We start from the raw sequence: 25,584 nt of genomic DNA, 5'->3' as shown, positions 1-25,584 counted from the left end.
TCAATACACTCCTTCAAGCGCGCTCGATCCTGGGATCGAGCAAGGTTTGCAGAATGTCCACCAGCAGATTGAGCGCCACGAAGAACATGGCCAATACCAGAATGGTGCCTTGCAGCAGCGGCAAGTCGCGCTGGAAGATCGCCGCATTCAGCAGGAAACCGGTACCAGGCCAGTTGAAGACGGTCTCGATCAAGATAGAGCCGCCAAGCAGGTAGCCTAACTGCAAGCCCATGACGGCCATTGCGGTGGGCGCGGTATTCTTGACGACGTGGCGGAAGATGTCGAAATGCGTCAGCCCCTTGGCACGCAGACCCAGCACGAACTCCTGCTCCAGCGTGTCGGCCACCAGCGCGCGGACGGTGCGCGCCACGATGCCCATGGGAATCACGGCCATGGTCACGGCCGGCAGGATCAGGAATTTCATCCCATCCGTGCTCCAGGGAGACTCGCCGGAACCGGCTCCCGAGGCCGGCAGCCAGCCCAGGAGCGATGAAAACACGATCACCATGACCATGCCGAGCCAGTAGTGCGGCACGGACACGCCCAGTACCGAGACCACGGAGGCGGCCCGGTCGATCCAGGAGTTACGGAAATAGCCCGCCACGAAGCCGAACAGGCAGCCGAATATGAAACCAATGGCCGTGGCGGCGACGGCCAGGCGAAGCGTGTTGCCAACCGCCGTGAACACTTCGTCCGCGACCGGCCGGCTGGTGGCGATGGACGTGCCCAGATCGCCATGCAGCGCGCGCCAGACCCAGCTGAAGAACTGTTCGGGCAGGCTGCGGTTGAAGCCGTACAGTTCGCGCAACTGCGCTTGCAGCTCGGCCGTGGCGTCCGGCGGAAGAATAGCCACGAGCGGGTCACCTGGCGCGAGGTGCACCAGCGCGAAACAGACCAGCGCCACCCCCAGGATGGTGGGCATGGCGTGAAGGAGGCGGCGCAGGATGTAGGCGAGCATGGAGATAGCTGACAGGCAGGAGCTGAGGGCACGGAAGTGCCCCCTCGGGCTTTAGTCTTTGGTCATCGTCGCGATGTCGATGTACCAGCTGCGCGGCTGCACGACGTTCTTGACCTTGGGCGACATGGCGCGCGGACCGACGTCATGGGCAACGAAGATGAACGGCGCGTCCTCGACCATGCGCGCATGGAGCCTGCCCAGCGCGGCATCGCGGGATTTGTCGTCGAACGAGGTTCGCGCGTCAGCCACCAGCTTGTCGACTTCCGCGTTGCCATAGTAGCCCCAGTTGTTCGAGAGCGGCGGGAACGTCTTGGTCGAGGAGAAGCGTACCAGCCCGAAGAACGGATCCATGGCCGAGAAGCTGACATTGATGGCGTTCGAGCCATGGGCTGACGCGTCCTTGGGGCCGAGGCGCCAGTTCGTGGACAACGTGTTCCATTCGATCACGTCGAATTCGACGTCGAAGTAGCATTGCTTCAGCGACTGCTGGACGAACTCGTTCATCGGCAGCGGCTGCATCTGGCCCGATCCCGAAGCCGAGATTTGCACTTTGACCTTCAGCGGTTTGGCGGCGGAGTGGCCGGCCTGCTGCATCAAGGCCTGCGCCGCCTTCACGTCATACTTGATGTCGAACTTCGGGTTGCCCCACCAGGGGTGGCCGGGCGGTACCACGCCTTTGGGCTCAGCCATCATGCCGCCCAGCATGGTTTTCATCCCTGCGCGGTCCACGCACAGGTTCGCTGCATGCCGCACGCGCTTGTCCAGCCAGGGCGAGCCCGGCGCCATGGACAACTGCCAGGGCCATACGTGCGGTTGCGCATTCGAATGAATGACGAAGCCGCGCTGTTTGATGACCGGGAGGGAATCCGGTGCGGGGGCCTCGATCCAGTCGACCTGATTGCCCAGCAGCGCCGCAGTGCGCGCGTTGGCTTCGGGCATGGGCAACAGCACGACCTTGTCGAGCTTGGGCGTGCGCTTCGGATCCCAGTACGCCTTGTTGGCCACCAGCTCCAGCCTCTCGCGCGGCACGAGCCGCGTCATCTTGAACGGGCCGGTGCCCGAAGCATCCGCCGCGAAAGCGCTCCAGGCCTGCTTGGCGCGCTCGGCCGGGTCCTTCACGCTGGCCGGCACCGCCTTCAGCTTGGCTTCCCAGTGCGTGGGCGACGCCATGAAGAGGTTGATCAGGTTCATCGGCAGAAAGGAATCCGGCTCGGTGGTGGTGAGCTCGACCGTCAGGTCGTCGATCTTGCGGGCAGAGACCAGCGTGGGCAGGCGCGAAGTCGTCACGCCGACCTGGCTGGCATCGAAATGGGGCGCGGACTTGTCCAGCACCTTCTGCACGTTCCAGACCACTGCGCCGGCGTTGAAGACCGAGCCGTCGTGGAACTTCACGCCCGGGCGCAGCTTGAACACCCACTTGGTCTTGTCCTTGGCGTCGACCTGCCAGCTCGTGGCCAGGGCCGGGATCAGGAGGCTGGGGCCGTCGGCCTTGGACAGGTCCCACTGCGTCAGCGCGTCGTACATGGGGATGCCGGTGAAGCGCGTGCCTTCCAGCCCCTGGTCAGGCTGGCCGAGCGTGCGGGGAATGTCACCGACGGTCATGGCGATGCGCAGCGTCTTTTCCTGGGCATGCGCCGGGTTCAGCAGCGACAGCAGGCAGATCGCGGCGCCCGCCGCGACGGATTTCAAGGGCAGGGGGCAGGGGATACGGTTCACTGAAGTGCTCCTGGAGGACATGAAAGAAAGGGTTCTCGGCTTTGGCGGGTTGGAAAGGAAACTCAATCGGCCCGCAGCTTGTCTTGCAGCGCTTCCTGCAGCCGTTCCGCGACCGCCAGCAGCAGGGCATCGCGCCCGGCGGCCATGCTGACCGACAAGCCCACCGGCAACCCGCTGACCGCCAGTCCTGCCGGCAAGCTGAGCGTGGGCATATCGAGGTAACTGGCCAGCATCGTGTTCTGCAGGACGCGCGCATTGCAGGCGGCGAACCAGGCAACGTCTTCGTTGAGAGGGCCGATCTCGGGGGCCGTCATGCAGACAGTGGGGTACAGCAGCACTTCGCCCGCCGCCATGTCCGCCTGCGACCGCGCGAGCAATGGCGCCCGCCGGCCGGTGATCTCCGCCGCCGAGGCCGCGCTCAACTGCGCCCCCAGCTTCATCCGGGCCGCGATCCGCGGATCCACCAGGGCGAGGGCTTCGCTTTGCAGCAGTTCGCGGTGCACTTGCGTCGCTTCGACAGCCACAAGAGTGCCATGCTGATCGAACAGATCCCGCGTCTCCTCGAACGCACCGAAGGCGCGCTCGACGAACTTCACCCCTTGCCCGCGAAGCAGGCCGAGCACCCGCTCGAAGACGGCTTGCACTTCGTCCGTGTTGGCGGCCAGCGCACGGCCTGCCGGTACGACGAAAGTCCAGTCGCGCAGCGCGGTGGCGGGCACCGGCACGCCTGTCAGCACGGCATCCAGCAAGCTGGCATCGCGGACATCGCGCACCAGCGGGCCCGCCGTATCGAGCGACGGAGCCAGCGGAAACATGCCGCCGGCCACGTACCGGCCGTGGCTGGGCTTGAACCCCACGAGGCCCGTGAAGGCCGCCGGGACCCGGAGGGAGCCGGATGTATCCGACCCCATGCCGCACGGCACCCAGCCGCGGATCACGGCTGCGGCGCTGCCCGAGGAAGAGCCTCCGACGACGCGAGGCGTCTTCGGATCCCATGGATTGACCGGCGTTCCCGCGAAAGGATTGATGCCGAGGCCGGAATAGGCGAACTCGCTCAGTGTCGTCCGGGCCACGCTGACCGCGCCGCCGGCTTCCAGTTGGCGGACCAGCGCGGCATCCTCGGTGGCGGGGTTGGCGTTTTTCCTGACCGCCGAGCCGCATGTGGTGACCTGGCCCGACATGTCGAACACGTCCTTCCAGACCATCGGAATGCCATCCACGGCGCTCAGCGGCTGCCCCTTGCGCCACCGCTCCGCGCTGGCATGGGCGGATGCCCGCGCCCGTTCGAAAGTGGGCGACGCGATGATGCCCGGAGCACCCGCGCTTTCGTCCTGGATGCGCTGGATGCAGGCCTCCAGGACCTCGGCCGGATCCGCCTGGCGGGAAGCAAAGGCACCGGAGAGTCCCGCGATCGTGGAGGTCATGCGCGGGCTTCCTCGGCAGAGGATGCCATGCCATGGGCCATGGCCCAGCGCGCCAGAGCCTCCGCGAGCGCGGCCTCGGCCCCCATGTACCAATGGTTGCCAGCCACGATGAGGCTCTCGAACGACGCGGCGCGTGTGGCGTGCCGCTTCAGCAGCGCCAGGGCGGATGCCGTGCCGTTTTCACCGACGATTTCACCTTGCTGCCCGTAAATGGCCAGGACAGGCGCCGTCACTTGCTCGAGGGCGCGAAAGGCCGTCTTGGATTCGCGGCCGAAGAAATCGAACGTGTCCGCCGCGCTCGCGTCTTCAAAGCGGTCCAGCAGCGTCTGGGCCGACACGCGCTGGCGCAGCAGGCCGATGACGCAGTCCTCACCCATGAGGCTGCGGCCCTGGCCTTGCGCGACCCGGGCACGTGCCTCGGCCATGAACGCCTCGAACCGTGCGGGACCATGCAGCGCGACGAACGCCCCCTTCAGATCCGGCGCGGAGGCCAGCACGAGGCCTTTGACGCGCGTATCCCCGCTTTGGGCGAGGTAGTGCACCACCTTCGAAGCGCCCAGCGAATGCCCCAGGAGGATGATGGGCCCCGAGGTGCACCGTGCCGCATGATCGACCCAAGCTGCCAGGTCTCCTACACACTCCTCGAAGCGTTCATAGGCCGATCCGCCCAACCGGTACTCAAGCAGTTGGCCCTGGCGCGCCATGGAAATGTTGCCCTGCCCGCTGGAGGTGATGGAGAGCACGTGAAACGAACGCAAGGGCGAGCCGGTTTTGAAGAATTCGAAAACAAAGCTCGTATCCATGTGGCCGCTCAGCCCGTGCAAGCACAGCAGCAAGGGCGCATCGCTCGCAGCAGGCGTGTGAAAGCCACACATCTCCACCCCTGCGGGGGAGATGACTCGAACCAGATGCCCTGCCCGGTCCCAAGCTACCGCTGTACTGTTGCTCATTGCTGTCGTGTTGCCCGTTTTTTCTTTTTAGTCTCGAATTTCGGAACTATACTATCGATATTCGGAACTATTATGCTTTTCTTGTCATGAGGCCGTCAAGAAGAAACTTGTGGGCCCGCCCGGATATCCCGGAACGGGCTCACGATTTCAGAGCCTTGTGCTTCAATGAACCATGGAAGAAACATCGACTGACCCCAAAGCGCCAGCGGTCCTGGAGAGGCAACTGTTGATCCTGGAGCTGCTCAGTCAGCATCCGGAGGGACTGATCTTTGGTGAGATGCGTGAGACCCTCGGGCTGCCGAAAGCCACGCTGCACCGCCTGTTGAGCGGCCTGCTCCATGCCGGCTGCCTGGAAACCGATCCCCCTTCGAGCGAAGCCGATGAAGGCACCTCGGCGCGGCGCATCTACTGGCTGGGGCCGCGCATCAAGCGCCTGCTGGGAGCCGCTGTGTCTCCCAACCGCCTGGCCACGCTGTCCCAGGGCATCTTGCGGGACCTGGCTGAACAGTTCCACGAAACCGCATTTCTCAGCATGCTGCGCGGTACGAAAATCGAAAGCATCATGATGATGACGCCGCCGAGGGACTGGTATGGCTATGTCAATCCCGGCCACCTCATGCCGCCGCATGCCGCTGCCTCCGCGAAGGCCATCCTCGCCTACCAGCCCGACGACCTGGTCAGGCAGATCTGCACCGAACCGCTTCCCGCGCTAACGCCCAGAACGCTGACCTCCCTGGAGGCTCTGAGAACCGAACTCGAGAAGGTTCGCCGTACCGGTATTGCCTGGTGCATGGAGGAAATCGATCGTGGGCTGATTGCCGTCGCCGCCCCCGTGCCGCTGGCACAGGTGGGGGTCATCCTCTCGGTTTCGTTGGTAGGGCCGTCCGAACGCATGAAGCACTCCGACAAGGCCACCATGACCCAGGCGTTACAAACCGCCGCCAGCCGGCTGGCCACCCTTTACGCCCGGCAACTCAGCTCGGAGAACGCATGATGCAACCGATCGCCCTCATCGGCTATGGCGGCACGGCCCAGACCGTGGTGCAGGAGCTGATGAAAGAAGCTGATGGCGTGAAACTGGACATTCATGTCGTCGTCCGGCCCGGCAAGGCGGATCAATACAGAAACATGGTGCCGCCCACAGTGCGAGTCACCGACAGCCTGGCCGCCCTGCCTGGCAATGTCAGGCTCGTCATCGAAACCGCAGGCCACTCCGCCGTCCCGCAATACGGACAGCAGGCGTTGTCCCAGGGCCGGGATTTCGGCTTGATCTCGTCGGGCTCGCTGGCCGATCAGGTACTGCTGGAGCGACTTCGTACAGCCGCCCGCGAAAACGACAGGCGCCTTCTGGTGCTCAATGGCGCCGTGGCGGCCATTGATGCCATCACGAGCGCCAAGGCCGCCGGCCTGCAAACGCTTTGCTATACCGGCATCAAGCCGGCAGCGGCATGGGAAGGAACGCCTGCCGCCACGCAGTTTGATCTTGGCGCACTGACAGCCCCCACCGTTATCTTCGAAGGCAATGCCCGCGAAGTGGCTCTGGCCTACCCCAAGAACGCCAATGTGGCCGCCACCGTGGCGTTGGCTGGCGTGGGCATGGAAGACACTGCGGTGCGCCTCATTGCCGACCCTCAGGCCACGGTCAATCGCCACCGGTTGGATGGCGCGAGCGCACTGGGCCGGTTCGAGTTCGAGACGGAAGCACGCCCCTCCGCCAGCAACCCCAAGACCTCCAGCAGCACGGCCTACAGCATCGTGGCCTACCTGCGCGGCGGGCCGAACGCCTTGCGCCTGGCCTGAAAACCAGCGCGATTCTTCCTCTCAGCCCGCAGGATGCACCCTCGCTTCATAGTGCTTGACATCGGCATGGCCTGTACCCCCGCCCCGCGCATGGCCGTCGAGAGCGTGGCGCACATCATTCGGGTGCGTGTGATCTGAAAAGCTGCATGCGGACCTGACTGCCGGCCTGCCGCCACTCGCTGTCTTCGTCTTGCTTCTGGAGGGCCCGCTCGATATATCCCGGCCTCCTGAGCGTCTCGATATCGTCGAGATCGTCGATGACCAGCACGGACACCGGCCAGTCATCGCCATCGTCGAAGCCATATTCGCACCAGAACTGCAGTCCGCTGCATAGCGGCGTGGTGGTCCCAGGGTGGACGAGATGCAGGGTCCACTCCTGCGGAAAGCTCCGAGGGTGCGGGTCTTCGTTGATTTCGATCAGCCCTGCGCTCTCCCGGGCGGTCTCCGCCTGCCGCTCGCTTGCGCCGGCGTGCAGCCTCACAATGCTGCTCAAGCCATCCGTTTCGTTCATGAGGGCCTGCCGGCACAGTGCCAGTGCTTCCAGTTCACTGACCGTGACGACCAGCTTCGCGCCGTGATCCGATGGCTGTTCCCAGGCCGTGCCCCAGACGCCTCTGCGCGAACGCACCCGCGCATGCTCGAGCAGCTCGATCGCTCTCTGGCCAGACTCCGTTTCATCGAGCGCTCGCCCCAGCAACTCCAGTGCGTCCTTTTCTTCATCCGAGAAAATGCCTGCCGAGAGCTCATTCGTGAAGGTGCTCTTGGCTTTGCGAAGCGCCTCGAAGCTGGTCTGGATAGCCAGGCGAGACTCGTCGACGCCCTCGTGCAGCAGCGCATGGATGGTTTCGTCCTGGCCGACCTCCACGTTGGAAGCGCCCTGCCCCGCGTGCAACGCAACCTTGGAGGCATCGGCCGGCAAAGAGCCTGCGTACGCCAGAGGGGGCGCAGACGAGGGGGCTTGGGTATCGAAGTCGGGCATGGCAGGTCACGATTGGCGAGGATGGATCTTCATCCTCGCCATTGAGTAACCTGCGGTGGCGGCTGGTTCCATCGCACGGAGAACCGGCTCCGGCCGGTCAGCGCGCGTCAAACGGTGGTCAGACGCACCATGGCTTCGCGGTATTTGGCGGCGGTGCCATCCACCACGTCTTTCGGCAAAACGGGTGCGGGCGGCGATTTGGCCCAGGGCTTGCCGTTCACCCGCGCCTGTTCCAGCCAGTCGCGAAGGAATTGCTTGTCGAAGCTGGGAGGGTTGATGCCCTCCTGGTAGCTGTCGGCGGGCCAGTAGCGGGAAGAATCGGGTGTGAGCACTTCGTCCATCAGCACCAGCTGGCCGGCATCGTCCAAACCGAATTCGAACTTGGTGTCGGCGATGATGATGCCCTTCTTCAGGGCGATGGCGGCAGCCCGCTCGTAGAGCTGGATGCTCACGTCTCGAATCCTGGCGGCCAGTTCAGGGCCGATCATTTCCACCGTGCGCTCGAAGGTGATGTTTTCGTCGTGCTCGCCTACCTCCGCCTTCGCGGCAGGGGTGTAGATGGAGTGCGGCAGCTTGCTGGCATTTTTCAGCCCTTCCGGCAGCGGCACGCCGCAGACGGCACGGTTTTCCTGGTATTCCTTCCAGCCGCTGCCGGCCAGGTAGCCCCGCACCACCGCTTCCACGGGGATAGGTTTCAGGCGCTTGACGAGCATGCTGCGCCCGGTCACTTGCGCCACCTCGTCAGGCGCCACCACGCTTTCGGGGGCATCGCCCGTGAGGTGGTTGGGCACGATGCCTTTCAACTGCTCGAACCACCACAGTGCCATTTGCGTAAGCAACTGGCCCTTGCCGGGAATGGGCTCGCCCATGATGACATCGAAGGCGCTGATGCGGTCGCTCGCCACCATCAGGATGCGGTCGTTGCCCACGGCGTAGTTGTCGCGCACCTTGCCGCGCGCAAGCAAGGGCAGGCTGTGCAGGGCGCTGGTGTGCAGGGCTGAGGTGGTGTTCATGATTTCTGTCTGTGCGGGCGGGCTGTCAAAACGCATTCACGCTTTCAAACCACTTTCTGCGCCAATTCGCCCTTCGCATATTTTTCAGCCATCACGGTGAGCGGCACACCTTTGACCTTGGCGCCCTGGCCTTCGCAGCCGAACTCGATGTAGCGCTGCTTGCAGATGGCCTTGGCGGCTTCGCGCGCGGGCTTCATCCACTCGCGCATGTCGAATTTGTCAGGGTTTTCGGCTTGGAACTTGCGCACCGCGCCGGTCATGGCCAGGCGGATGTCGGTATCGATGTTGATCTTGCGCACGCCGTGCTTGATGGCTTCCTGGATTTCAGCCACCGGCACGCCGTAGGTTTCCTTCATCTTGCCGCCGAACTGGTTGATGAGGGCCAGCAGGTCCTGGGGTACGGAGGAGGAACCATGCATCACCAGGTGGGTGTTGGGAATGCGCGCGTGGATTTCCTTGACGCGGCCGATGGCCAACACGTCGCCCGTGGGGGGACGGGTGAACTTGTAAGCGCCGTGGCTGGTGCCGATGGCGATGGCCAGGGCATCGAGCTGGGTGGCCTTGACAAACTGCGCGGCTTCCTCGGGATCGGTCAGCAGTTGATCGTGGCTGAGCTTGCCCACGGCGCCGACACCGTCTTCCTCGCCGGCTTCGCCGGTTTCCAGGCTGCCCAGGCACCCCAGTTCGCCTTCCACGGTGGCACCCACCTTGTGGGCCATGGCGACGACCTGCTGGGTGACGTCGACGTTGTAATCGAAGTTGGCGGGCGTCTTGCCGTCGGTCTTGAGGGAGCCGTCCATCATGACCGAGCCGAAGCCCAGGTCAAGGGCGCCCTGGCAGATGGCCGGGCTGGTGCCGTGGTCCTGGTGCATCACCAGCGGAATATGCGGGTAGGCTTCGGCGGCGGCGGCAATCAGGTGCTTGATGAAGCTTTCGCCTGCGTACTTGCGCGCGCCGGCGCTGGCTTGCAGGATGACGGGCGCGCCCACTTCGTCGGCGGCGGCCATCACGGCCTGCACCTGCTCCAGGTTGTTCACGTTGAAAGCAGGAATGCCATAGTTGTTGGCTGCTGCGTGATCGAGCAGCTCGCGCATGGAAACGAGGGGCATGGTCGGATTCGTCGTAAAAAGTGGGAGAAAAGGGCTTATGTGGCCTAAACCCTTGGCTAACCCGCCATTTTACCCGTGGGTGCGCTTTGGCCGCCCTTTCTTGGCGACACCTTGAAAAGCCAGGTAACAGCCTGTGAGCGAATCCGCCCACAAGACAACTCCGTCACGTACTTGTTGAAAGGCTAACCTGTTAGCCTACACGGCAGATCTTGAGCATGTTGGTGCCGCCGGGAGCCCCCATGGGCTCACCACAGGTAATGGCGTAGACATCACCGGGGTCCACGATGCCCTGGCGCTTGAGGTGGCCTTCGGCCTGCGTCAAGGCCTCGTCCCGATTGGCGCTGGTGTCCATGAGCATGGGGCGCACGTTGCGGTACAGCGCCATCTTGCGCTGGGTGCCGATCTTGGGCGTCAGCGCATAGATGGGAATGCGCACACGGTGCCGGCTCATCCAGAGTGCGGTGGAGCCAGAGTCGGTGAGTGCCACGATGGCCTTGGCGCCCAAGTGGTAGGCCGTGAAAAGCGCTCCCATGGCGATCGACTGGTCGATGCGCGAAAAAGTCTGGCCGGTGAAATCGGCATCGAGTTCCACGGAATCATGCGCTTCGGCGGCTTCGCATATCTGCGCCATTTGCCGCACGGTTTCCAGCGGGAATTTTCCGGCCGCGGTCTCGGCGCTCAGCATGACGGCATCAGTACCATCGAGCACGGCGTTGGCCACATCGCTCACCTCGGCCCGAGTGGGCACCGGGTTGGTGATCATGCTCTCCATCATCTGCGTGGCTGTGATCACCAGCTTGTCGCTGGCGCGGGCCGCGCGGATCATCATTTTCTGCAGCGCGGGCACGGCTGCATTGCCGACTTCCACCGCCAGATCGCCGCGCGCGACCATGATGCCATCGCTGGCCGCCAGGATCTCCGCCAGCCTGGGGATCGCCTCGGCGCGCTCGATCTTGGCAATCAGGTAGGGCTTGTGGCGGAATTCGGCCGCGGCCACGTTGCAGAGCTGGCGCGCCATTTCCATGTCGGTGGCGTTTTTCGGGAAACTGACCGCCACGTAGTCCGCCTGGAAGCTCATCGCGGTCTTGATGTCTTCCATGTCCTTGGCGGTGAGCGCGGGCGCCGTCAGCCCGCCGCCCTGCTTGTTGATGCCCTTGTTGTTCGACAGCTCACCGCCCAGCTTCACGATGGTGTGCACGGCTTCGCCGCGCACGGCATCCACGGTGAGCACGATCAGCCCGTCATTGAGCAGCAGGGTGTCGCCGGGTTTGACGTCGCGCGGCAGTTCCTTGTAGTCGAGGCCGACGCCAGTCAGGTCGCCAGGCTCCTTGCGCGCGGCATCGAGCACGAAAGAAGCACCCGGCTCCAGCATGACCTTGCCTTCGGCGAACTTGCCCACCCGAATCTTCGGGCCCTGCAGGTCGGCCATGATGGCTACCTCACGCCCTGCCCGCTCGGAGGCTTCGCGCACCAGCCGTGCGCGCTCGATGTGGTCTTCGGCCTTGCCGTGGCTGAAATTCAGGCGCACCACGTTGACGCCGGCGCGGATCATTTCCTCCAGTAGCGCGGGATCGCTGGAAGCAGGGCCGAGCGTGGCAACGATTTTGGTAGCGCGGTAGGTCATGGGAGTACATCCTTCGGGATAGGGGTCACCCGCATGGTGGCCCGCAAGCGCTCATTCTGGCATGCCAAGACGTCACTGCTTTGACACCACGCTGTCGCCAGGGCACTCTAGTGTCCTGAGTTGCAAATTCGTTGAATAAATCTACCGAGAATCAACACCATGCGGCGTTGCAAAGCCTCGCGATACCACTCGGTATCACTGCGTTTTGCGTCGCATCGGCGCACCGCTTGCCTGACGTCGATTTCGGCAGATTTATTTATCAACGAATTTGCAACTCAGGACACTAGAGCTGCGATTCGATCGGCAGAAAACTCATCAACCACACCAGCAAGCGCAGGCCGGCCCCGGTTTCGGGCTCCTCGGTCCATACGCGGCCGGCCGCGCCGTGCCAGCGCAGGCTGCCGTCCTCGGCCAACGTGACACGCCAGGCGGATTCGGGCCGGGTGCCGTGGTCGAACATCTGCTTGACCTCGGCGGCCAGGGCTGGATGATCGAACATCACGCCCATCTCGGTGTTGAGTTGGGCGGAGCGGGGATCGAAGTTGAACGAACCGACGAAGCCGCGCTGCCCGTCCACCACGAACGCCTTGGTGTGCAGGCTGGCGCCGCTGGAGCCTATCAGCTCGCGGTCAGGACTGGAAGCGCCCGGCTTCAGTTCGTACAGCGATACGCCTTGCGCCAGCAGCGCGGCGCGGTAGTCGATGTAACCGGCATGCACCAGGGGCACATCATTGGCGGCCAGGGAGTTGGTCAGCACACGCACCTGCATGCCACGCGCAGCCTGGCCTGCCAGCATCAGGGTGCCCGCCTCGCCCGGCACGAAATAGGGCGAAATCAGCCAGCTGTCATGCCGCGCCGAATACAGCAGGGCGTTGACGTCGTACAGCAGCCATGCCGCGCGCTCGCGCCGGCTGGCCACGGGAGCTGCTTTTTCCGGCGGATCGGACACCACGCGCAGGTTCGGCGTCCAGTAGAAAGTCACCGCGCCCCGGCGCAGTCTTTCGTCGGTGTCGTCGTTCGCGGCCAGGGCCTTTACCCAGGGTTGCGCGCCGACCTCGGCGAGCCATTTCCGGCGCTCGGCCGCCAGGGCTTCCGGAGACAGGCGCGCGCTGCCCTCGTGCAGCGCGCCCAAGGGCACCACGGCCGCCGAATTCCAGAACGCATCAAAGATGGCGCTGGTCTGCGCCACCGCCGGCCCCACCATGAGCAGGTCGGCGTCCTGGAAATTGGTGTTCTCCGAAGCGCCGAAGTATTCGTCGCCTACGTTCCGCCCGCCCACGATGGCCAGGCGGTTGTCGGCGATCCAGGCCTTGTTGTGCATGCGCCGGTTGAAGCCGACGAAGCGCAAGCCCATCTCGATGGCCCGGCGCAACCCGCCCGCGCGGCTGCGCGCCGGGTTGAAGATGCGCACCTCCAGGTTGGGGTGGGCGTCCATGGCCAGCAATATGTCATCGCGGCCGGCCACGTTCATGTCATCGATCAGGAGGCGCACGCGCACGCCCCGGTCGGCGGCAGCCAGCAGTTCATTTTCCAGCAGGCGGCCGGTGAGGTCGTGGCGCCAGATGTAGTACTGCACGTCCAGGCTGCGCTCGGCCGCCCGGGCACCGCGGGCGCGGGCGACGAAGGCCTGTTCGGGATGGGAGATCAATGCGGCGCCGCTAGCCCCCGGTGCCTGCGCGGCCAACAGCGGAGCGATCAGCCGGTCCAGCCGCGTAGCGTCTGCCGCCACCGGCAGGGCTGTGGACGGCTGGCCGCGTGCGCGCTGCGCGAAGTGCCCCCAGGACCACAGGGCCAGCACCGAAAGCACGAACAGCACGGCTACTGCAATCAGTATCCAGCGCCACATGGGTTTCACCATTCAGCTCGGAGAACGTGCTTACGCTGCAGCAGCGTCATGCCACCATGCTTCAGCCGGCCGCGCGCTGGGCCAGGATCTCGAACGCGGGCAGCGTCTTGCCTTCCAGCACTTCCAGGAACGCGCCACCACCGGTGGAGATGTAGCCCACGTCTTTTTCAATCCCGTACTTGGCGATGGCCGCGAGGGTATCGCCGCCGCCCGCGATGCTGAAAGCGGGTGATTGCGCGATGGCATCGGCGATGGCCTTGGTGCCCCCCGCGAACTGATCGAACTCGAATACACCCACGGGTCCGTTCCAGACGATGGTGCCAGCGGCTTTAAATTGCGCGGCCAGCCGCTCGGCGGTTTCGGGGCCGATGTCGAGGATCATGTCGTCCGCGGCCACCTCGGTGGATTTCTTGGTCTCGGCGGGGGCATCTGCCTTGAACTCCTTGGCCGTGACGACATCCGTGGGAATCGGCACTTCCGCGCCGCGCTGCTTCATGGCCTCGATCACCGCCTTGGCCTGATCCACCAGATCGGGCTCGGCCAGGGATTTGCCGATGGGCAGGCCGGCGGCCACCATGAAGGTGTTGGCGATACCGCCACCGACGATCAATTGATCCACCTTGGATGCGAGGGCTTGCAGGATGGTGAGCTTGGTGCTGACCTTGCTGCCGGCCACAATGGCCACCAGCGGGCGCTTGGGATGTGCCAACGCTTGCTGCAGGGCATCGAGTTCGGCGGCCAGCAAGGGGCCGGCGCTGGCAACGGGCGCGAACCGGGCAATGCCATAGGTGGTGGCTTCAGCCCGGTGCGCGGTTCCGAAAGCATCGTTCACATAGATATCGCACAGCGCGGCCATCTTGCGCGACAGGCCCTCGTCGTTCTTTTTCTCGCCTTTGTTGCAGCGGCAGTTCTCGAGCAGCACAACGGCGCCCGGTGCCACGCTCACGCCGTCGGTCCAATCGCGCACCAGGGGCACAGGCATGCCCAACAGCTCGCCGAGACGCTCGGCCACCGGCGCCAGGGAGTCCTCGGGGCGCACCTCGCCCTCGGTGGGGCGGCCCAGGTGGCTGGTCACCATGACGGCGGCGCCGGCCTCCAGCGCCATCCTGATGCAGGGCACGCTGGCGCGGATGCGCGTGTCTTCGGTGATGCGGCCGGCGTCATCCTGCGGCACATTGAGGTCGGCGCGGATGAAGACGCGCTGGCCTTTGGCCTTGCCTTGGGTACACAGATCTGAAAAGCGGATGACGTTCATGGTGGCAAAGGAATAGTTGTCTCGTATCGTCGCTCCCGCACAGGCGGGAATCCAGGCATCCGCCTTCTATCTCGGCGTTGTCGCTGAATTCCCACCTGCGCGGAAACGACGGGTTTGCGTAGGCCCCATGTTTCGGGAACAAGCACTGAGCGAGCGAGGGACCCCGGGGGATCAATTTTAATGAAGACGCGCTACCAACCCAGCCCCAGCCGTAACGGCAGGTACACCGCCATGCCTACGGCGATCGTGCCCAACATGGCCAGACTACTCTGGCGGCGCCAGAAATAGAACAGGGCGGCCACGATGGCGGCCAATACGCGGGCATCGCGCCAGGGCACGGTGAGCTGGCCGTTCAGCATGAAGATATCGGGCGTGATCACCGCCATGAGCGCCGCGATGGGCGCGTACTGCAAGCCGCGCTGCGCCCAATTGGGCAGCTTCCATGGCCGCTCGGAGATAAAGAAGAAGCTGCGCGTGACCACGCTGACCACCGTCAGGCAAAGGATCGCGAGCAGCGTCCAGCCGTCTGTTTCAGCCATGAAGATCCTTGTCGGAAGAAGGCCCGGGCAACTGGGGGTTGGCCCGCGGCCACGGGATTCGAGCAGCATGCACGCCGCCACGGCCATGGCGATGGCCGCCACGATGTTGAGCCGGTAGGGCAGACCATACACGGCCATGGCGGCCGCGCCCGCCACCACGGCTGACAGCGCGCGCAAGCGCGTGGTGGCAAGCGAGCAGACCATGCCCAGGAGCGCGAGCGTGCCGGCGAACTCCAGACCCCAGCGGGTCGGGAAGGCATTGCCGACAAAGATGCCCAGAAGGCTCATCACCTGCCAGAACCCCCAGTTGGTGATGTTGCCGCCCCAAAGGTAGGCCATCTGCGCCCGGCGCTGGGTGTCGGTCTGCGCCGGCTTGGGAAAGCGGCTGGTGAACAGCACGTAAGTGACGTCGCCCGTGAAATAGCCCAGATACAGGCGCTTGGCCTTGGGCAGGAACATGAAATACTCGCGCAGGTGCAGGCTGAACACCACGAAGCGCAGGTTCACGCAAAAGGCGGTCGCCAGGATCACCCACAGGGGCGCGCCTACCGCGATGAGCGGGATGACCGCCAGCTGCGCGCTGCCGGCGTAGACCAGCACCGACATCAGCACCGCCTCGGTGAGCGACATGCCGGACTTGATCATGGCCACGCCGGTCATGAAGGACCACGCGGTGAGCCCTACCGACACCCCCGCCATTTCGCGCGCGCCGACCCAGTAGAGCGGATGGCGCGCGATGTGGGAAAACGCCTCGACCCGCTGGGACAGCCACGTGCCCACGCGGCCGCGCGTCAACTTCTCGGGGGCAGGCATGTTCATACCGCGGCCTTGTCTCCGAGCACTTCGCCGGCCTCGAGCGGGAAGCCGCGCAGAAAATCCGCCACCGGCAGCCGCTTGCCCCCAGGACGCTGCAGCTCAGTCAGGCGCAGCACGCCGGAGCCGCACTGCACGCTGATGCCGGTGTCGTCGATGGAAAGGATGCGTCCGGCATCGCCCTTGGCAGCCGCATCTTCCTGCGTCTGTACCTGCGCCTGCCATACCTTGAGCGGGGTGCCGTGTACCACGGTGCTGGCGGCGGGAAACGGATCGAAAGCGCGGATGCGGCGCTCGATCTCGGCCACGGGCAGCGACCAGTCGATGTTCGCCTCGTTCTTCTCGATCTTGTGCGCGTAGGTAATGCCCTCGGACGGCTGCGGCACGGGCTTGAAGCCTCCACAGGCTGCGATTTCGAGCGCTTCCACGATGAGGCGCCCCCCAGCACGGCCAGCTTGTCATGCAACGTAGCTGTGGTGTCGCGCGCCCCGATGGGCAGTTTTTCAAGCAGGAGCATGTCGCCGGTGTCGAGGCCGGCATCCATCTGCATGATGGTGACCCCTGTTTGCGCATCCCCCGCTTCGATGGCCCGATGGATGGGTGCCGCGCCGCGCCAGCGCGGCAGCAGGCTGGCATGGATGTTCAGACAACCAAGCCACCTGCGCCCCTCGCGCGGCGAAGGCACGCCGTCGAGCACCCACTGCGGCAAGATCAGTCCGTAGGCGGCGACCACCAACACATCGGCATCGGCAGCCTCGAGGGCGGCACGCGCGGCCTGTGCCTCTTCGGGGTACTTGCCATCCAGCCGCAAGCTGCGCGGCTGGACCACAGGAATGCCATGAGCCTGGGCGAACTGTTTCACGGGAGAGGCTTGCAGCTTCATGCCGCGCCCCGCGGGACGGTCAGGCTGGGTCAGCACCAGCGGAATGGTGAAGCCGGCGGCATGCAGGCGTTCCAGGGCCACGCTGGCGAATTCGGGGGTGCCGGCGAAGGCGACTTTCATGGAAAAAGACATTCAGGAAATGGAGGGCCGGACATCCGGACAAAAGTAAATGATGCCGCTGACGGAAAGGCGGCTTACCCATCACAGGATGGCCTGCTCCGTTCAGCCTTCTCCCACCAAACGGGAAAGGGGAAAAAACAGATCAAGACGTTCTTAGCGCGGCGGATCCGGGGGTCCGGCATGGGCTCATCACCCACGCTGTAGCCCCGCACGATGCCTTGCGGGTCAATATCGATGAACAGCAGCCGCCAGATGGGGCCGTCGGCATAGCGCCAGACCCAGATGCGGCCGTTGAAATTGTGCACGGCTTCGATGCGCGCCGGCCGGCCGTATTCGCGCAATACGTCTTCCTGCGTCCAGCGGTCGGGCAGGATACGCTTGGGAAACAAGCCCTCGTTCAGCGCTTGCTCCGCACGCACCAGGCGACCGCTCGCATCCAGATCGACGTTGTAGACGCGCTGGCCCGCCGGCTGCATGGAGTACTGCAGGCGCTGGCCGTTCTCGATCAGATAGGTCGCAGTGGGCTGGCCCAGGGCTTGCAGCACTTCGGCGCGCGGCATGCCGGGAGGCAGCTTCTCAGGCTGACTGGCGCAACCTGCCAGGGCCAAGGTCCAGGCCACGACGACGGCAAGCAGTGCCCGCCATGGGGGCCAGGCGGAAGTCATCAGGTGCTCTCCAGTTGCTCCCGGCGCTCCTGCTTTTCCTGCTTCAGCAGCTTGGTCTTGATGCGGTTCTGCTTGAGCGGAGAGAGGTACTGCACGAAGACCTTGCCCATCAGGTGGTCCATCTCGTGCTGGATACAGACAGCCAGCAGGCCCTCGGCCTCGATTTCGCGCGAACGGCCTTCGCCATCCAGCGCCCGCACCTTCACGCGCGCCGGGCGCTCCACGCCGTCATAGATGCCGGGCACCGAGAGACAGCCCTCATCGCCCCTGAGGCGCTCTTCGCTGGCCCAGATGACCTCGGGATTGATCAGCACCATGGGCTCATTGCGCTCTTCGGAGACATCGATCACGATCAGGCGCTCATGGACGTCCACCTGCGTGGCGGCCAAACCGATGCCGCTGGCGTCATACATGGTGTCGAACATGTCGGTGATCAGCGCCTTGATGCGCGCATCGACAGCCTGCACGGGCTTGGCAACTTTATGCAAGCGTGCATCGGGATAACGGAGAATTGAAAGCTGGGCCATGTCCTAAGAAGGTGTTCACGATCTCCTCGTAGAGATCGTGAACACGTTCCAAGCGGGTAAAGATGTCGTTATTTTCGCGACTTTTTGCTGATCGCGCTGGCACCCTCTCCCATTTTCATTGCCCCGACAAGGACTTGAATGCAAAAATACACAGTGCTTTGTCAAGAGTTTGGCTCGGCCAATATGAAAATGACACATAGTTTTACGCTGAGTAACGGCCAGCGACACGCATTGACGGTTCTCGGCTACCTGGCCTTGGTCTCTCCTGCGCTGGCGCAAGCCCAGCAGGGTCCACGCTACCCCGTCACCGCAGAGCAACGCAGCACGGCGGCGCAGGTGGCACAGGCGGGCGTGCCGCTTTCCGAACTCTCCCCCAACGCGCCAGACGAATACACCGTGCGCCGGGGCGACACGCTCTGGGGCATTTCGAGCCAGTTCCTGCGCTCTCCCTGGCGCTGGCCGGCTCTCTGGGGCATGAACCTCGGGGAAATCCGCAACCCTCACCTCATCTATCCCGGCCAGCAGCTCTACCTGGACCGCTCGGGCGGGCGCGCGCGCCTGCGCATGGCCAGCGGCGTGAACGGCGAGCCCAGTGGCACCGTGCGCATTTCTCCGCGCAACCGCAGCGAGTTGCTGGGCGGAGGGCCGCTCCCTACCCTGCAACCGCACCTGATCGAGCCCTTCCTTTCCGAGCCGCTGGTGGTGGACGACGACACCTTCGAGCGTGCACCGCGCATCGTGGCCACCAACACCGACCGCCGCGTGCTGCTGGTCACGGGAGACCGGGCCTACGTGCGGGGCCCCGAGGATGCGCCCGTCCTGCTGGCGCCGGGCCTGCCGACGCGTTTTCGCATATTCCGCAACGCCACTCCCCTGAAAGACCCGATCTCAGGCGAGATCCTGGGCTACGAGGGCCAGTACGTCGGCAGCGCCGAACTGGTGCGCGGGGAAAGCGAAGCCGAGGAACCTCTCGAAACGCAACCGGTGTCCACCGCGCCGCGCTCCAATATGCCGGCGCCAGGCGAGCAGGATGCCACCTCCCTGACCGTTGAAACCCGGCAGCCTGAAACGCTACCGGTGCCCGCCACCTTCACGATCCTGAGCAACAAGGAAGAAATGCGCGCTGGTGACCGCCTGCTGCCCGAGCCGCCGCGTGACTTCCGCAGCTATGTGCCGCACGCGCCGGATCTGCCCATCGATGCCCGGGTGGTGTCGGTGTATGGCGGGAATGCCGTGCGCTATGCCGCTCAAAACCAGGTGGTGGTGATCAACAAGGGCCTGCGCGACGGCATCGAAAACGGTCACGTGCTTGCACTGCTGTCCACCGGCCAACGCATGCTCGACAAAACCCAGAAGGAAAGAGGCGAGGCGATCCGGCTGCCCGACGAACGCAACGGCGTGGCCTTGGTGTTCCGCCCGTTCGAGCGCGTTTCCTATGCCTTGGTGATGGAAATCTCCGACGGTGTCCAGGTAGGGGACAAGTTGGTGAAACCATGACCCCCCTAAGTCGCTGGCGCGCCTTCCCCCCATAGGGGGACGCACCCAGCGGCCGGGCCAAGCCCGCTCCGCGGGTGCCTTGGCGTGGCTTGCTCCGCAGCCTTTAGAATTTCAGCGTTTCGATGGACCGTGAAGAATTGGGAGCCTGGCTACGGCTGGCGATGACGCCTGGCGTCGGCAATGACAGTGCGCGCAGGCTACTCTCCGCCTTCGGGTTGCCACAAGCGATTTTCGAACAGGGCACGGCGGCCTTGGAACAATTGGTGAGCCCCGCTCAGGCGAAGGCGCTGACGCAGGAGCCGCCCAAGTTGGCAGAGCAGTTGCAGGCCACGCTCGATTGGCTGGCAGACGCCAGCGCCGATCCGGAGGGCGGCACGGTCCGGCGCATCGTCACCCTGGGTGATGCAGACTATCCCGAAAGCCTGCTGGCCATTGAGGACCCGCCATTGATGCTTTACCTGCTGGGCCAGGTACGCCCTTGGCCGGTACGCGCGCTCGCCATGGTGGGCAGTCGCAACCCTACCCCTCAGGGAAGCCTGAACGCGCAGCAGTTTGCCCGCGCATTCAGCAGCGCCGGGCTGACGGTGGTGTCCGGCCTCGCGCTGGGTGTGGATGGCGCCGCCCATGAAGGCGCACTGGAAGGAAGCCAGCAGTGGCTTGAGCCTCTCGGCCTGGCCACCATTGCTGTCATCGGCACGGGGATCGATCGCGTCTATCCGCGCCAGCACAGGGATCTGGCGCACCGCATCGCGCAGCACGGGCTGATCGTGAGCGAGTACCCGCTGGGCACTCCGCCGCTGGCGCCCAATTTTCCCAAACGCAACAGGCTGGTCTCCGGCCTGGCGCGGGGCACGCTGGTGGTGGAAGCCGCGCTGCAATCGGGCTCGCTCATCACGGCACGCATGGCCAACGAGCAGGGCAAGGAAGTGTTTGCCATCCCCGGCTCCATCCATAGCCCGCAATCACGCGGCTGCCACGCCCTGATCAAGCAAGGCGCCAAGCTGGTGGAAAGCGCGCAGGATGTGCTGGAGGAGTTGCATTGGCCAGCGGCCCCGGTTTCCCCAAGCCCTCTTTCGACGCCCCCTGCGCCGGCCCGGGATGAAACCGGCATTTTGGAGGCGCTCGGCGCGGACCCCGCCAGCCTGGACGCCCTGCAGGCGCGCACAGGCTTGCCTACCGCCACGCTGCAAGCCCGGCTGCTGGAACTGGAACTCGATGGACGCGTGGCACGCCTGCCAGGCGGATTGTTTCAGCGCCTCGTGCAGGCTTGAGAGACACAGCAGCCCCCTGTTGGGCTTCGCTCAACCCAACCTACGAACTAGGGCGGCCAACAAGCTCTGCTGGTCTGATGCGCTTCGAGAGCCCCCATCCCAACCTTCCCCCAGAAGGGGAAGGAGCCTCTTTAATTTGCAAACTCCCTCTGAAAAGCACGGCAGTATGGTGCTCAGCAGGCAGGTTGTGTCGAGCGCAGCGAACCCAAAAGGCCGCGGAGCAGGCCATACGCGAGCACCCGCGGAGCTGGCTTGGCCAGGCCGTTGGGTGCGTCCCCCTGGGGGAAGGCACGCAGTGCCTCAGGGGGGAACCTATCCCGGCTTTGCCAGGCCGCCAGGTGCGTCCCCCTGGGGGGAAGGCGCGCAAGCGCCTCAGGGGGGTGTTATATTGGCTTCATGTATGAAGTACTCGTGTTCGTGTACGAAAACTATTGGGGTGGCGCGGCTTGCCCCGATCGCGAGCAGCTCGGCCGCAAGCTGAGCACGGCCGGGTTCGAACGCAAGGACATCCAGCAAGCGCTCGCTTGGCTGGAAGGCCTGCAGAATGCCGCACGCGGCCTGCTGGTGCCCGACGACAGCGAACGCAACCCACGCGCCGCCGCCCTGCCCCCTACCTGGCCTGCCGCACCGGACAGCATGCGCGTCTATGCACCGCAGGAGATGGAGCGCCTGGGTTCCGAATGCATCGCCTGCATCCGTTTTCTGGAAGACGCGGGAGCGCTGCCGCCCGAATTGCGCGAAGTGGTGATCGACCGCGCTCTGGCCATCCCCGAACCGCCACTGGATCTGGATGACCTGAAAATCATCGTGCTGATGGTGTATTGGTCCGTCGGCGCAGAGCCGGACGTGCTGATCCTTGATGAGCTGTGCGATGACGTGCGCAGCCGCTGGAGGAATTGATCCCCCTGAGGCGCTGGCGCGCCTTCCCCCAGGGGGACGCGCCCAGCGGCCTGGCCAAGCCAGCTCCGCGGGTGCCCGCGTATGTGGCCTGCTCCGCGGCCTTTTGAGCTTGCCTAACTAAGCCCCCTGAGGCGCTGGCGCGCCTTCCCCCAGGGGACGCTGCCAGCGGCCGGGCCAAGCCCGCTCCGCGGCAGTACTTGCATGGCCTGCTCCGCGGCCTTTTGAGCTTGCCTAACTAAGCCCCCTGAGGCGCTGGCGCGCCTTCCCCTAGGGGACGCTGCCAGCGGCCGGGCCAAGCCCGCTCCGCGGCAGTACTTGCATGGCCTGCTCCGCGGCCTTTTGAGCTTGCAGGTTCGTAGGTTGGGTAACGCCTTATCCCAGCAGGCGGCTGGGTTCGGCGTCCAGTTTGGCGAGGGCTTCGCGGGTAGCGCGGACGGTGAGGGCTTCGTCTTCCATGGGAACCAGCAAGCCCGCTTGCAGGTAGGAGGCCAGGCGGCGCGTTTGTACGAGGTAGCTCTTGCCGGCGCTGGAGGCAAACAGGTGCAACTGGCCTCGCTGGCTTTTCCAGACATACTGCACCCGCATCGTCGAGCCACTGCGGTCAAGGGCAAACCAGGCGCCCAGATCGAGTTCCTCCGCCCATGCCAGCACAGGGCGCGTAGGCTCCGTACCACCGATGGCGATCACTTCCAGCATGGCGGCATCGACACCGGACATCATCTCGATCAGGCCCGGATCGAGCATGACGTCGCCCTCGGCGTCGTTCGTGACCACGTCTTCCAGGCCGGCGATGCCGCGCACCAGTTCGTCGAGCGTTTCAGCGGACATGCCTTCGGCCCGCGAGACGAAAGCCTGCATCACGGCGTCATTGACCAGCTTGATGTGCCTGTCCTGGGTGGCAGCCGGTATCGCCAGGATGTTCATGCCCTCCCGCAGGCTGTGCAGCAAACCAGGCAACTGCTGCACCACGCGGCTGCGCTCGGCCCGCGTGGGCTTGGCACTGATCGCCCACAGCAGATCAGCGGCCGCCTGCTTGTAGCGCAAGGTCTGCTCGTGCTGCGGTCCGAGCCGCACAGCGGCCATGGCCAGCACCTCAGCCCAGACGCGGAACAGGAACTCGCGCATCTCCTCGCGCACGTGCAAGGAAGCGAGCATCTTGCGAAGCTCGATGGTGTATTGGATCGACAGCGCTTCCTTCTGCTCCACCTGCTGCGCCAGAGTGGCCACTTGCTGTGCGGTGCTGCCCTTGGTGAGCGAGCGGCCGAGAAACCGCTTGAATTCCTCGAACAGCAGTTGATAGACGCGCCGGCCGGTTTCCGGGTATTGCTCGATCACCTGCACGATACGCTTGATCTCGCGCTCCAACTGGCTGCCAGCGATCTCGCCCGCGTGAAAACCCAGGGCACACGCGCCCATGCGGTCGATCAGCCGGCGCGCCGGATGCTCCACCGATGCGAAAAAATCGGGCTCCGCCAAAGCCAGCCGCAGAACGGGAAACTGCAGGCGCGCAAACCATACCCGCACGGAGGCAGGAATACGCTCCTCGGCCAAAATGGATTGAAACATCAAGGCCACGATTTCAATGATGGCCTTTTCGGTCGGTGCCTCCGCCTTGGCCTTGAGTTCGTCGGCACGCTCCCGCAACCGCAGCGCCGCTACCTCCACGCTGACCGGCATCACCATCGTCACCGCCTGGCCCGAAGCCGCGAGCTCAGTGGGTGCGAAGGGATCCCGCCGCTCAAGCAAGGCCCGGGCCAGGGGCGGCGAGGGCGGGGTGGATGCCAGAGAGGGCGCCGCAGCGTACCCTGACGCTGACCCCGCAGCAGTGTGGTCAGCCAGCAGACGCCGCACCTGGCCGAGCACATCCCATGCACGCTGGCGCGCGCGCGCCAAGGGAGAAGAAGGCGCCGCGGCCGTAGCTGCCGAAGCCATGGGAGAAGCGGCCCCATGCTGGCGCGTTTCCTGTGCTTCACGCATCTGCGCTGGTGAGGCTGGCGAACCCGAGTCCTCCGTGCGCCGGACCATGGACTTCAGATCGATCTCCGCCATGACGCCGTTCTTGACCAGGAATTCGTTGACGTCCCGGTAGGTTTCGTTCAGGTGCTGGGCGACCTGGGCATGCACGCTGTCCTGGACCAAAGCCCACATCGGGCGTGTCATTCCGCAATCCAGCCAGGCTTGTATCAGCAGGCGTGCGAACACTTCTGGGCGGAAGAGATCGGCGCCGGCCAACTCCCTGCCGCCTTCCAGACGCTGGATACGCATGCGCAGGTGGTTGAGTTCCCAGTGCGCCTTGTCCTGGACCGCCAAACTGAAACGCGAGACCAGGATCTCCTTTTCAACGACCTCGTCGTCCAGCAACCCCAGTGCGGCCGACTGGCTGATGCTGGCGTCGGCCGTACCGCTGCGCTGGAGGGCAGCCCGCCAGTCCTGATACACCGCTGTCGCCCAGCGCCGATATTCGGCTTGGAAACGGACGAAGGCGTCCATTGCCAGCTGCGCGGAACTTATGTTGCTGCTGTTGCCCTGCGTCAGGCCTCGCAGTTCTTGATGAATGGTGCGCGCCAGCCCGGTGATCAACGGATCCAGCGCCTTGGCATACCGCTCGCGCGCCTGCTGTGCCAGGCGGCGGTCAAGAATGAACTGGGACGAGGAAGTCACCATGAGGCGCAGTGCGAGCGATTACGGATTTCAGTATCGCATGACGCACCGCGCCGGGCGAGCTTCACACGACCGCGCCTGCGTTCGGATCATTGGAGTCGCCCTCACGCCGGTTCGGCTTGATCAGGTCCTCACGCTTGACGCCCAGCCACATGGCGAGGGCCGCAGCCACGAACACCGAGGAATAGATACCGAACAAAATGCCGATCGTCAGCGCCACCGCGAAATAGTGCAGCGTTTCGCCGCCAAACAGCAGCATCGACAGCACCATGATCTGCGTGGAACCGTGGGTGATGATGGTCCGGCTGATGTTGGCGGTGATGCCGTGGTCGATCACTTCGATCGGAGTCATCTTGCGGAAACGCCGGAAGGCCTCACGGATACGGTCGAAAATCACCACCGACTCGTTGACCGAATATCCCAGGATCGCCAGGATGGCCGCCAGCACCGCCAGCGAGAATTCCCACTGGAAGTAAGCGAAAAAGCCCATGATGATGACCACATCATGCAAGTTGGCGATGATGCCCGCCACGGCATACTTCCACTCGAAGCGCACAGCCAAGTAGATCATGATGCCGATGATCACGAAGGCCAGGGCCTTCAAGCCGTCGATCGCCAGCTCCTGGCCCACCTGCGGGCCGACGAATTCAGTCCGGCGCAATTCCACATCGGGCGCGTCGGCTTTGAGCGCCTGCAGCACCTGGGCGCTCTGCTGCGCCGAAGTCTTGTCTTTCTGCACCGGCAGCCGGATCATGACGTCGCGCGAAGTGCCGAAGTTCTGCACCAAAACATCGTTGTAGCCCAGCGACGAGACGGTTCCGCGCACCTTGGTCAGATCGGCCGGCTGGCTGTAGGCGACTTCCATCACGGTGCCGCCCGTGAACTCCACCGACAGATGCAGCCCGCGCGTGACCAGGAAAAACACCGCCAGCGCGAAAGTAAGGAATGAAACCACGTTGAAGATCAACGCGTGTTTCATGAACGGGATGTCCCGCTTGATCTTGAAAAATTCCATGGATCTGGCCTTCCTGAAC

21 protein-coding genes and 1 pseudogene are annotated in these 25,584 nt (G+C 64.5%); 5 read left to right on the top strand and 17 right to left on the bottom strand.

What is annotated here, in order from left to right; all coding sequences use genetic code 11:
• Nucleotides 1-13: 13 nt before the first annotated feature.
• From WJU18_RS02260 to WJU18_RS02245, 4 genes are read right to left on the bottom strand one after another with little or no spacing between them, the layout of a single operon-like run.
• On the bottom strand, nt 14-958 hold the full coding sequence (locus tag WJU18_RS02260) for an ABC transporter permease (protein ID WP_423458555.1): 945 nt from the start codon (nt 956-958) through the stop codon (nt 14-16).
• A gap of 51 nt (nt 959-1,009) precedes the next feature.
• Nucleotides 1,010-2,695 (bottom strand): ABC transporter substrate-binding protein, encoded by a 1,686-nt coding sequence (locus WJU18_RS02255; protein WP_423458554.1) that lies wholly within the window; start codon nt 2,693-2,695, stop codon nt 1,010-1,012.
• A gap of 41 nt (nt 2,696-2,736) precedes the next feature.
• Complete coding sequence (locus WJU18_RS02250) at nt 2,737-4,098, bottom strand: amidase family protein (protein ID WP_423458553.1); 1,362 nt, start codon at nt 4,096-4,098, stop codon at nt 2,737-2,739.
• Nucleotides 4,095-5,048, bottom strand: a complete 954-nt coding sequence (locus tag WJU18_RS02245; protein WP_423458552.1) for an alpha/beta hydrolase — start codon at nt 5,046-5,048, stop codon at nt 4,095-4,097. Before WJU18_RS02245 ends, WJU18_RS02250 begins: the two co-directional genes overlap by 4 nt.
• 172 nt (nt 5,049-5,220) lie before the next feature.
• On the opposite strand from WJU18_RS02245, the gene WJU18_RS02240 reads away from it, so the two are divergent.
• The gene (locus WJU18_RS02240; protein ID WP_423458551.1) at nt 5,221-6,042 is read left to right on the top strand and encodes an IclR family transcriptional regulator; all 822 of its coding nucleotides are present in this window, start codon (nt 5,221-5,223) and stop codon (nt 6,040-6,042) included.
• Nucleotides 6,039-6,848, top strand: a complete 810-nt coding sequence (locus tag WJU18_RS02235) for an aspartate dehydrogenase (protein ID WP_423458550.1) — start codon at nt 6,039-6,041, stop codon at nt 6,846-6,848. The genes WJU18_RS02240 and WJU18_RS02235 overlap by 4 nt, the downstream gene beginning before the upstream one ends.
• Before the next feature lie 115 nt (nt 6,849-6,963).
• Here the strand turns inward: WJU18_RS02235 and WJU18_RS02230 are convergent, their stop codons facing one another.
• From WJU18_RS02230 to def, 11 genes and pseudogenes are all read right to left on the bottom strand, one after another.
• Nucleotides 6,964-7,827 (bottom strand): hypothetical protein, encoded by an 864-nt coding sequence (locus WJU18_RS02230; protein WP_423458549.1) that lies wholly within the window; start codon nt 7,825-7,827, stop codon nt 6,964-6,966.
• Between the two features lie 107 nt (nt 7,828-7,934).
• On the bottom strand, nt 7,935-8,840 hold the full coding sequence (locus WJU18_RS02225) for a phosphoribosylaminoimidazolesuccinocarboxamide synthase (protein ID WP_423458548.1): 906 nt from the start codon (nt 8,838-8,840) through the stop codon (nt 7,935-7,937).
• A gap of 44 nt (nt 8,841-8,884) precedes the next feature.
• On the bottom strand, nt 8,885-9,949 hold the full coding sequence (fba, locus tag WJU18_RS02220; protein ID WP_423458547.1) for a class II fructose-bisphosphate aldolase: 1,065 nt from the start codon (nt 9,947-9,949) through the stop codon (nt 8,885-8,887).
• A 190-nt stretch (nt 9,950-10,139) separates the two neighbouring features.
• A complete protein-coding gene (pyk, locus tag WJU18_RS02215) occupies nt 10,140-11,573 on the bottom strand; it encodes a pyruvate kinase (protein WP_423458546.1) in 1,434 nt (477 codons plus the stop codon).
• A gap of 283 nt (nt 11,574-11,856) precedes the next feature.
• Nucleotides 11,857-13,419: a phospholipase D family protein gene (locus WJU18_RS02210; RefSeq protein ID WP_423458545.1), complete on the bottom strand. Its 1,563-nt coding sequence runs from the start codon at nt 13,417-13,419 to the stop codon at nt 11,857-11,859.
• A 61-nt stretch (nt 13,420-13,480) separates the two neighbouring features.
• Entirely contained in the window at nt 13,481-14,674 is a 1,194-nt protein-coding gene (locus WJU18_RS02205; RefSeq protein ID WP_423458544.1) for a phosphoglycerate kinase, read from the bottom strand.
• Between the two features lie 191 nt (nt 14,675-14,865).
• Nucleotides 14,866-16,032 (bottom strand): AzlC family ABC transporter permease, encoded by a 1,167-nt coding sequence (locus tag WJU18_RS02200; protein WP_423458543.1) that lies wholly within the window; start codon nt 16,030-16,032, stop codon nt 14,866-14,868.
• The gene (locus WJU18_RS02195) at nt 16,029-16,334 is read right to left on the bottom strand and encodes a hypothetical protein (protein WP_423458542.1); all 306 of its coding nucleotides are present in this window, start codon (nt 16,332-16,334) and stop codon (nt 16,029-16,031) included. The genes WJU18_RS02200 and WJU18_RS02195 overlap by 4 nt, the downstream gene beginning before the upstream one ends.
• A gap of 197 nt (nt 16,335-16,531) precedes the next feature.
• Nucleotides 16,532-17,029, bottom strand: a pseudogene (locus tag WJU18_RS02190) (methionyl-tRNA formyltransferase); the annotation flags it as partial.
• Between the two features lie 74 nt (nt 17,030-17,103).
• A complete protein-coding gene (locus tag WJU18_RS02185; protein WP_423458541.1) occupies nt 17,104-17,694 on the bottom strand; it encodes a hypothetical protein in 591 nt (196 codons plus the stop codon).
• Nucleotides 17,694-18,221 carry a peptide deformylase gene (gene def, locus WJU18_RS02180; RefSeq protein WP_423458540.1) on the bottom strand — a complete coding sequence of 176 codons (528 nt, stop codon included), beginning with the start codon at nt 18,219-18,221 and terminating at the stop codon, nt 17,694-17,696. Before def ends, WJU18_RS02185 begins: the two co-directional genes overlap by 1 nt.
• Nucleotides 18,222-18,410: 189 nt before the next feature.
• Here def and WJU18_RS02175 point away from each other — a divergent pair, with 189 nt between their 5' ends.
• The 3 genes from WJU18_RS02175 (at nt 18,411) to WJU18_RS02165 (ending at nt 21,889) form a co-directional block, all read left to right on the top strand.
• Nucleotides 18,411-19,718, top strand: coding sequence for a LysM peptidoglycan-binding domain-containing protein (locus WJU18_RS02175; RefSeq protein WP_423460916.1), 1,308 nt, complete (start codon nt 18,411-18,413; stop codon nt 19,716-19,718).
• A gap of 122 nt (nt 19,719-19,840) precedes the next feature.
• Nucleotides 19,841-20,989: a DNA-processing protein DprA gene (gene dprA, locus WJU18_RS02170; protein ID WP_423458539.1), complete on the top strand. Its 1,149-nt coding sequence runs from the start codon at nt 19,841-19,843 to the stop codon at nt 20,987-20,989.
• A 396-nt stretch (nt 20,990-21,385) separates the two neighbouring features.
• A complete protein-coding gene (locus tag WJU18_RS02165) occupies nt 21,386-21,889 on the top strand; it encodes a DUF494 family protein (protein WP_423458538.1) in 504 nt (167 codons plus the stop codon).
• Nucleotides 21,890-22,261: 372 nt separating this feature from the next.
• Here the strand turns inward: WJU18_RS02165 and WJU18_RS02160 are convergent, their stop codons facing one another.
• Both WJU18_RS02160 and secF read right to left on the bottom strand, forming a co-directional pair.
• A complete protein-coding gene (locus WJU18_RS02160) occupies nt 22,262-24,553 on the bottom strand; it encodes a DUF1631 family protein (RefSeq protein WP_423458537.1) in 2,292 nt (763 codons plus the stop codon).
• A gap of 61 nt (nt 24,554-24,614) precedes the next feature.
• A complete protein-coding gene (gene secF, locus WJU18_RS02155; RefSeq protein ID WP_423458536.1) occupies nt 24,615-25,565 on the bottom strand; it encodes a protein translocase subunit SecF in 951 nt (316 codons plus the stop codon).
• Between the last annotated feature and the right edge of the window lie 19 nt (nt 25,566-25,584).

Source organism: Ottowia sp. VDI28 (assembly GCF_049532675.1).
Taxonomy (GTDB): domain Bacteria; phylum Pseudomonadota; class Gammaproteobacteria; order Burkholderiales; family Burkholderiaceae_C; genus Ottowia.
The sequence above is the reverse complement of the archived record's forward strand: the minus strand, read 5'-3'. Positions and strand labels throughout refer to the sequence as shown.

Bases quoted from the DNA above. Each gene is read 5' to 3' on its own strand.
- WJU18_RS02260 (WP_423458555.1), bottom strand. From the start codon at position 958: ATGCTCGCCTACATCCTGCGCCGCCTCCTTCACGCCATGCCCACCATC.
- WJU18_RS02230 (WP_423458549.1), bottom strand. From the start codon at position 7,827: ATGCCCGACTTCGATACCCAAGCCCCCTCGTCTGCGCCCCCTCTGGCG.
- WJU18_RS02185 (WP_423458541.1), bottom strand. From the start codon at position 17,694: ATGACTTCCGCCTGGCCCCCATGGCGGGCACTGCTTGCCGTCGTCGTG.
- WJU18_RS02205 (WP_423458544.1), bottom strand. From the start codon at position 14,674: ATGAACGTCATCCGCTTTTCAGATCTGTGTACCCAAGGCAAGGCCAAA.
- WJU18_RS02175 (WP_423460916.1), top strand. From the start codon at position 18,411: ATGACACATAGTTTTACGCTGAGTAACGGCCAGCGACACGCATTGACG.
- WJU18_RS02250 (WP_423458553.1), bottom strand. From the start codon at position 4,098: ATGACCTCCACGATCGCGGGACTCTCCGGTGCCTTTGCTTCCCGCCAG.
- WJU18_RS02240 (WP_423458551.1), top strand. From the start codon at position 5,221: ATGGAAGAAACATCGACTGACCCCAAAGCGCCAGCGGTCCTGGAGAGG.
- WJU18_RS02245 (WP_423458552.1), bottom strand. From the start codon at position 5,048: ATGAGCAACAGTACAGCGGTAGCTTGGGACCGGGCAGGGCATCTGGTT.
- WJU18_RS02225 (WP_423458548.1), bottom strand. From the start codon at position 8,840: ATGAACACCACCTCAGCCCTGCACACCAGCGCCCTGCACAGCCTGCCC.
- WJU18_RS02165 (WP_423458538.1), top strand. From the start codon at position 21,386: ATGTATGAAGTACTCGTGTTCGTGTACGAAAACTATTGGGGTGGCGCG.
- fba (WP_423458547.1), bottom strand. From the start codon at position 9,949: ATGCCCCTCGTTTCCATGCGCGAGCTGCTCGATCACGCAGCAGCCAAC.
- def (WP_423458540.1), bottom strand. From the start codon at position 18,221: ATGGCCCAGCTTTCAATTCTCCGTTATCCCGATGCACGCTTGCATAAA.
- WJU18_RS02255 (WP_423458554.1), bottom strand. From the start codon at position 2,695: ATGTCCTCCAGGAGCACTTCAGTGAACCGTATCCCCTGCCCCCTGCCC.
- WJU18_RS02235 (WP_423458550.1), top strand. From the start codon at position 6,039: ATGATGCAACCGATCGCCCTCATCGGCTATGGCGGCACGGCCCAGACC.
- WJU18_RS02160 (WP_423458537.1), bottom strand. From the start codon at position 24,553: ATGGTGACTTCCTCGTCCCAGTTCATTCTTGACCGCCGCCTGGCACAG.
- WJU18_RS02200 (WP_423458543.1), bottom strand. From the start codon at position 16,032: ATGAACATGCCTGCCCCCGAGAAGTTGACGCGCGGCCGCGTGGGCACG.
- pyk (WP_423458546.1), bottom strand. From the start codon at position 11,573: ATGACCTACCGCGCTACCAAAATCGTTGCCACGCTCGGCCCTGCTTCC.
- secF (WP_423458536.1), bottom strand. From the start codon at position 25,565: ATGGAATTTTTCAAGATCAAGCGGGACATCCCGTTCATGAAACACGCG.
- dprA (WP_423458539.1), top strand. From the start codon at position 19,841: ATGGACCGTGAAGAATTGGGAGCCTGGCTACGGCTGGCGATGACGCCT.
- WJU18_RS02210 (WP_423458545.1), bottom strand. From the start codon at position 13,419: ATGTGGCGCTGGATACTGATTGCAGTAGCCGTGCTGTTCGTGCTTTCG.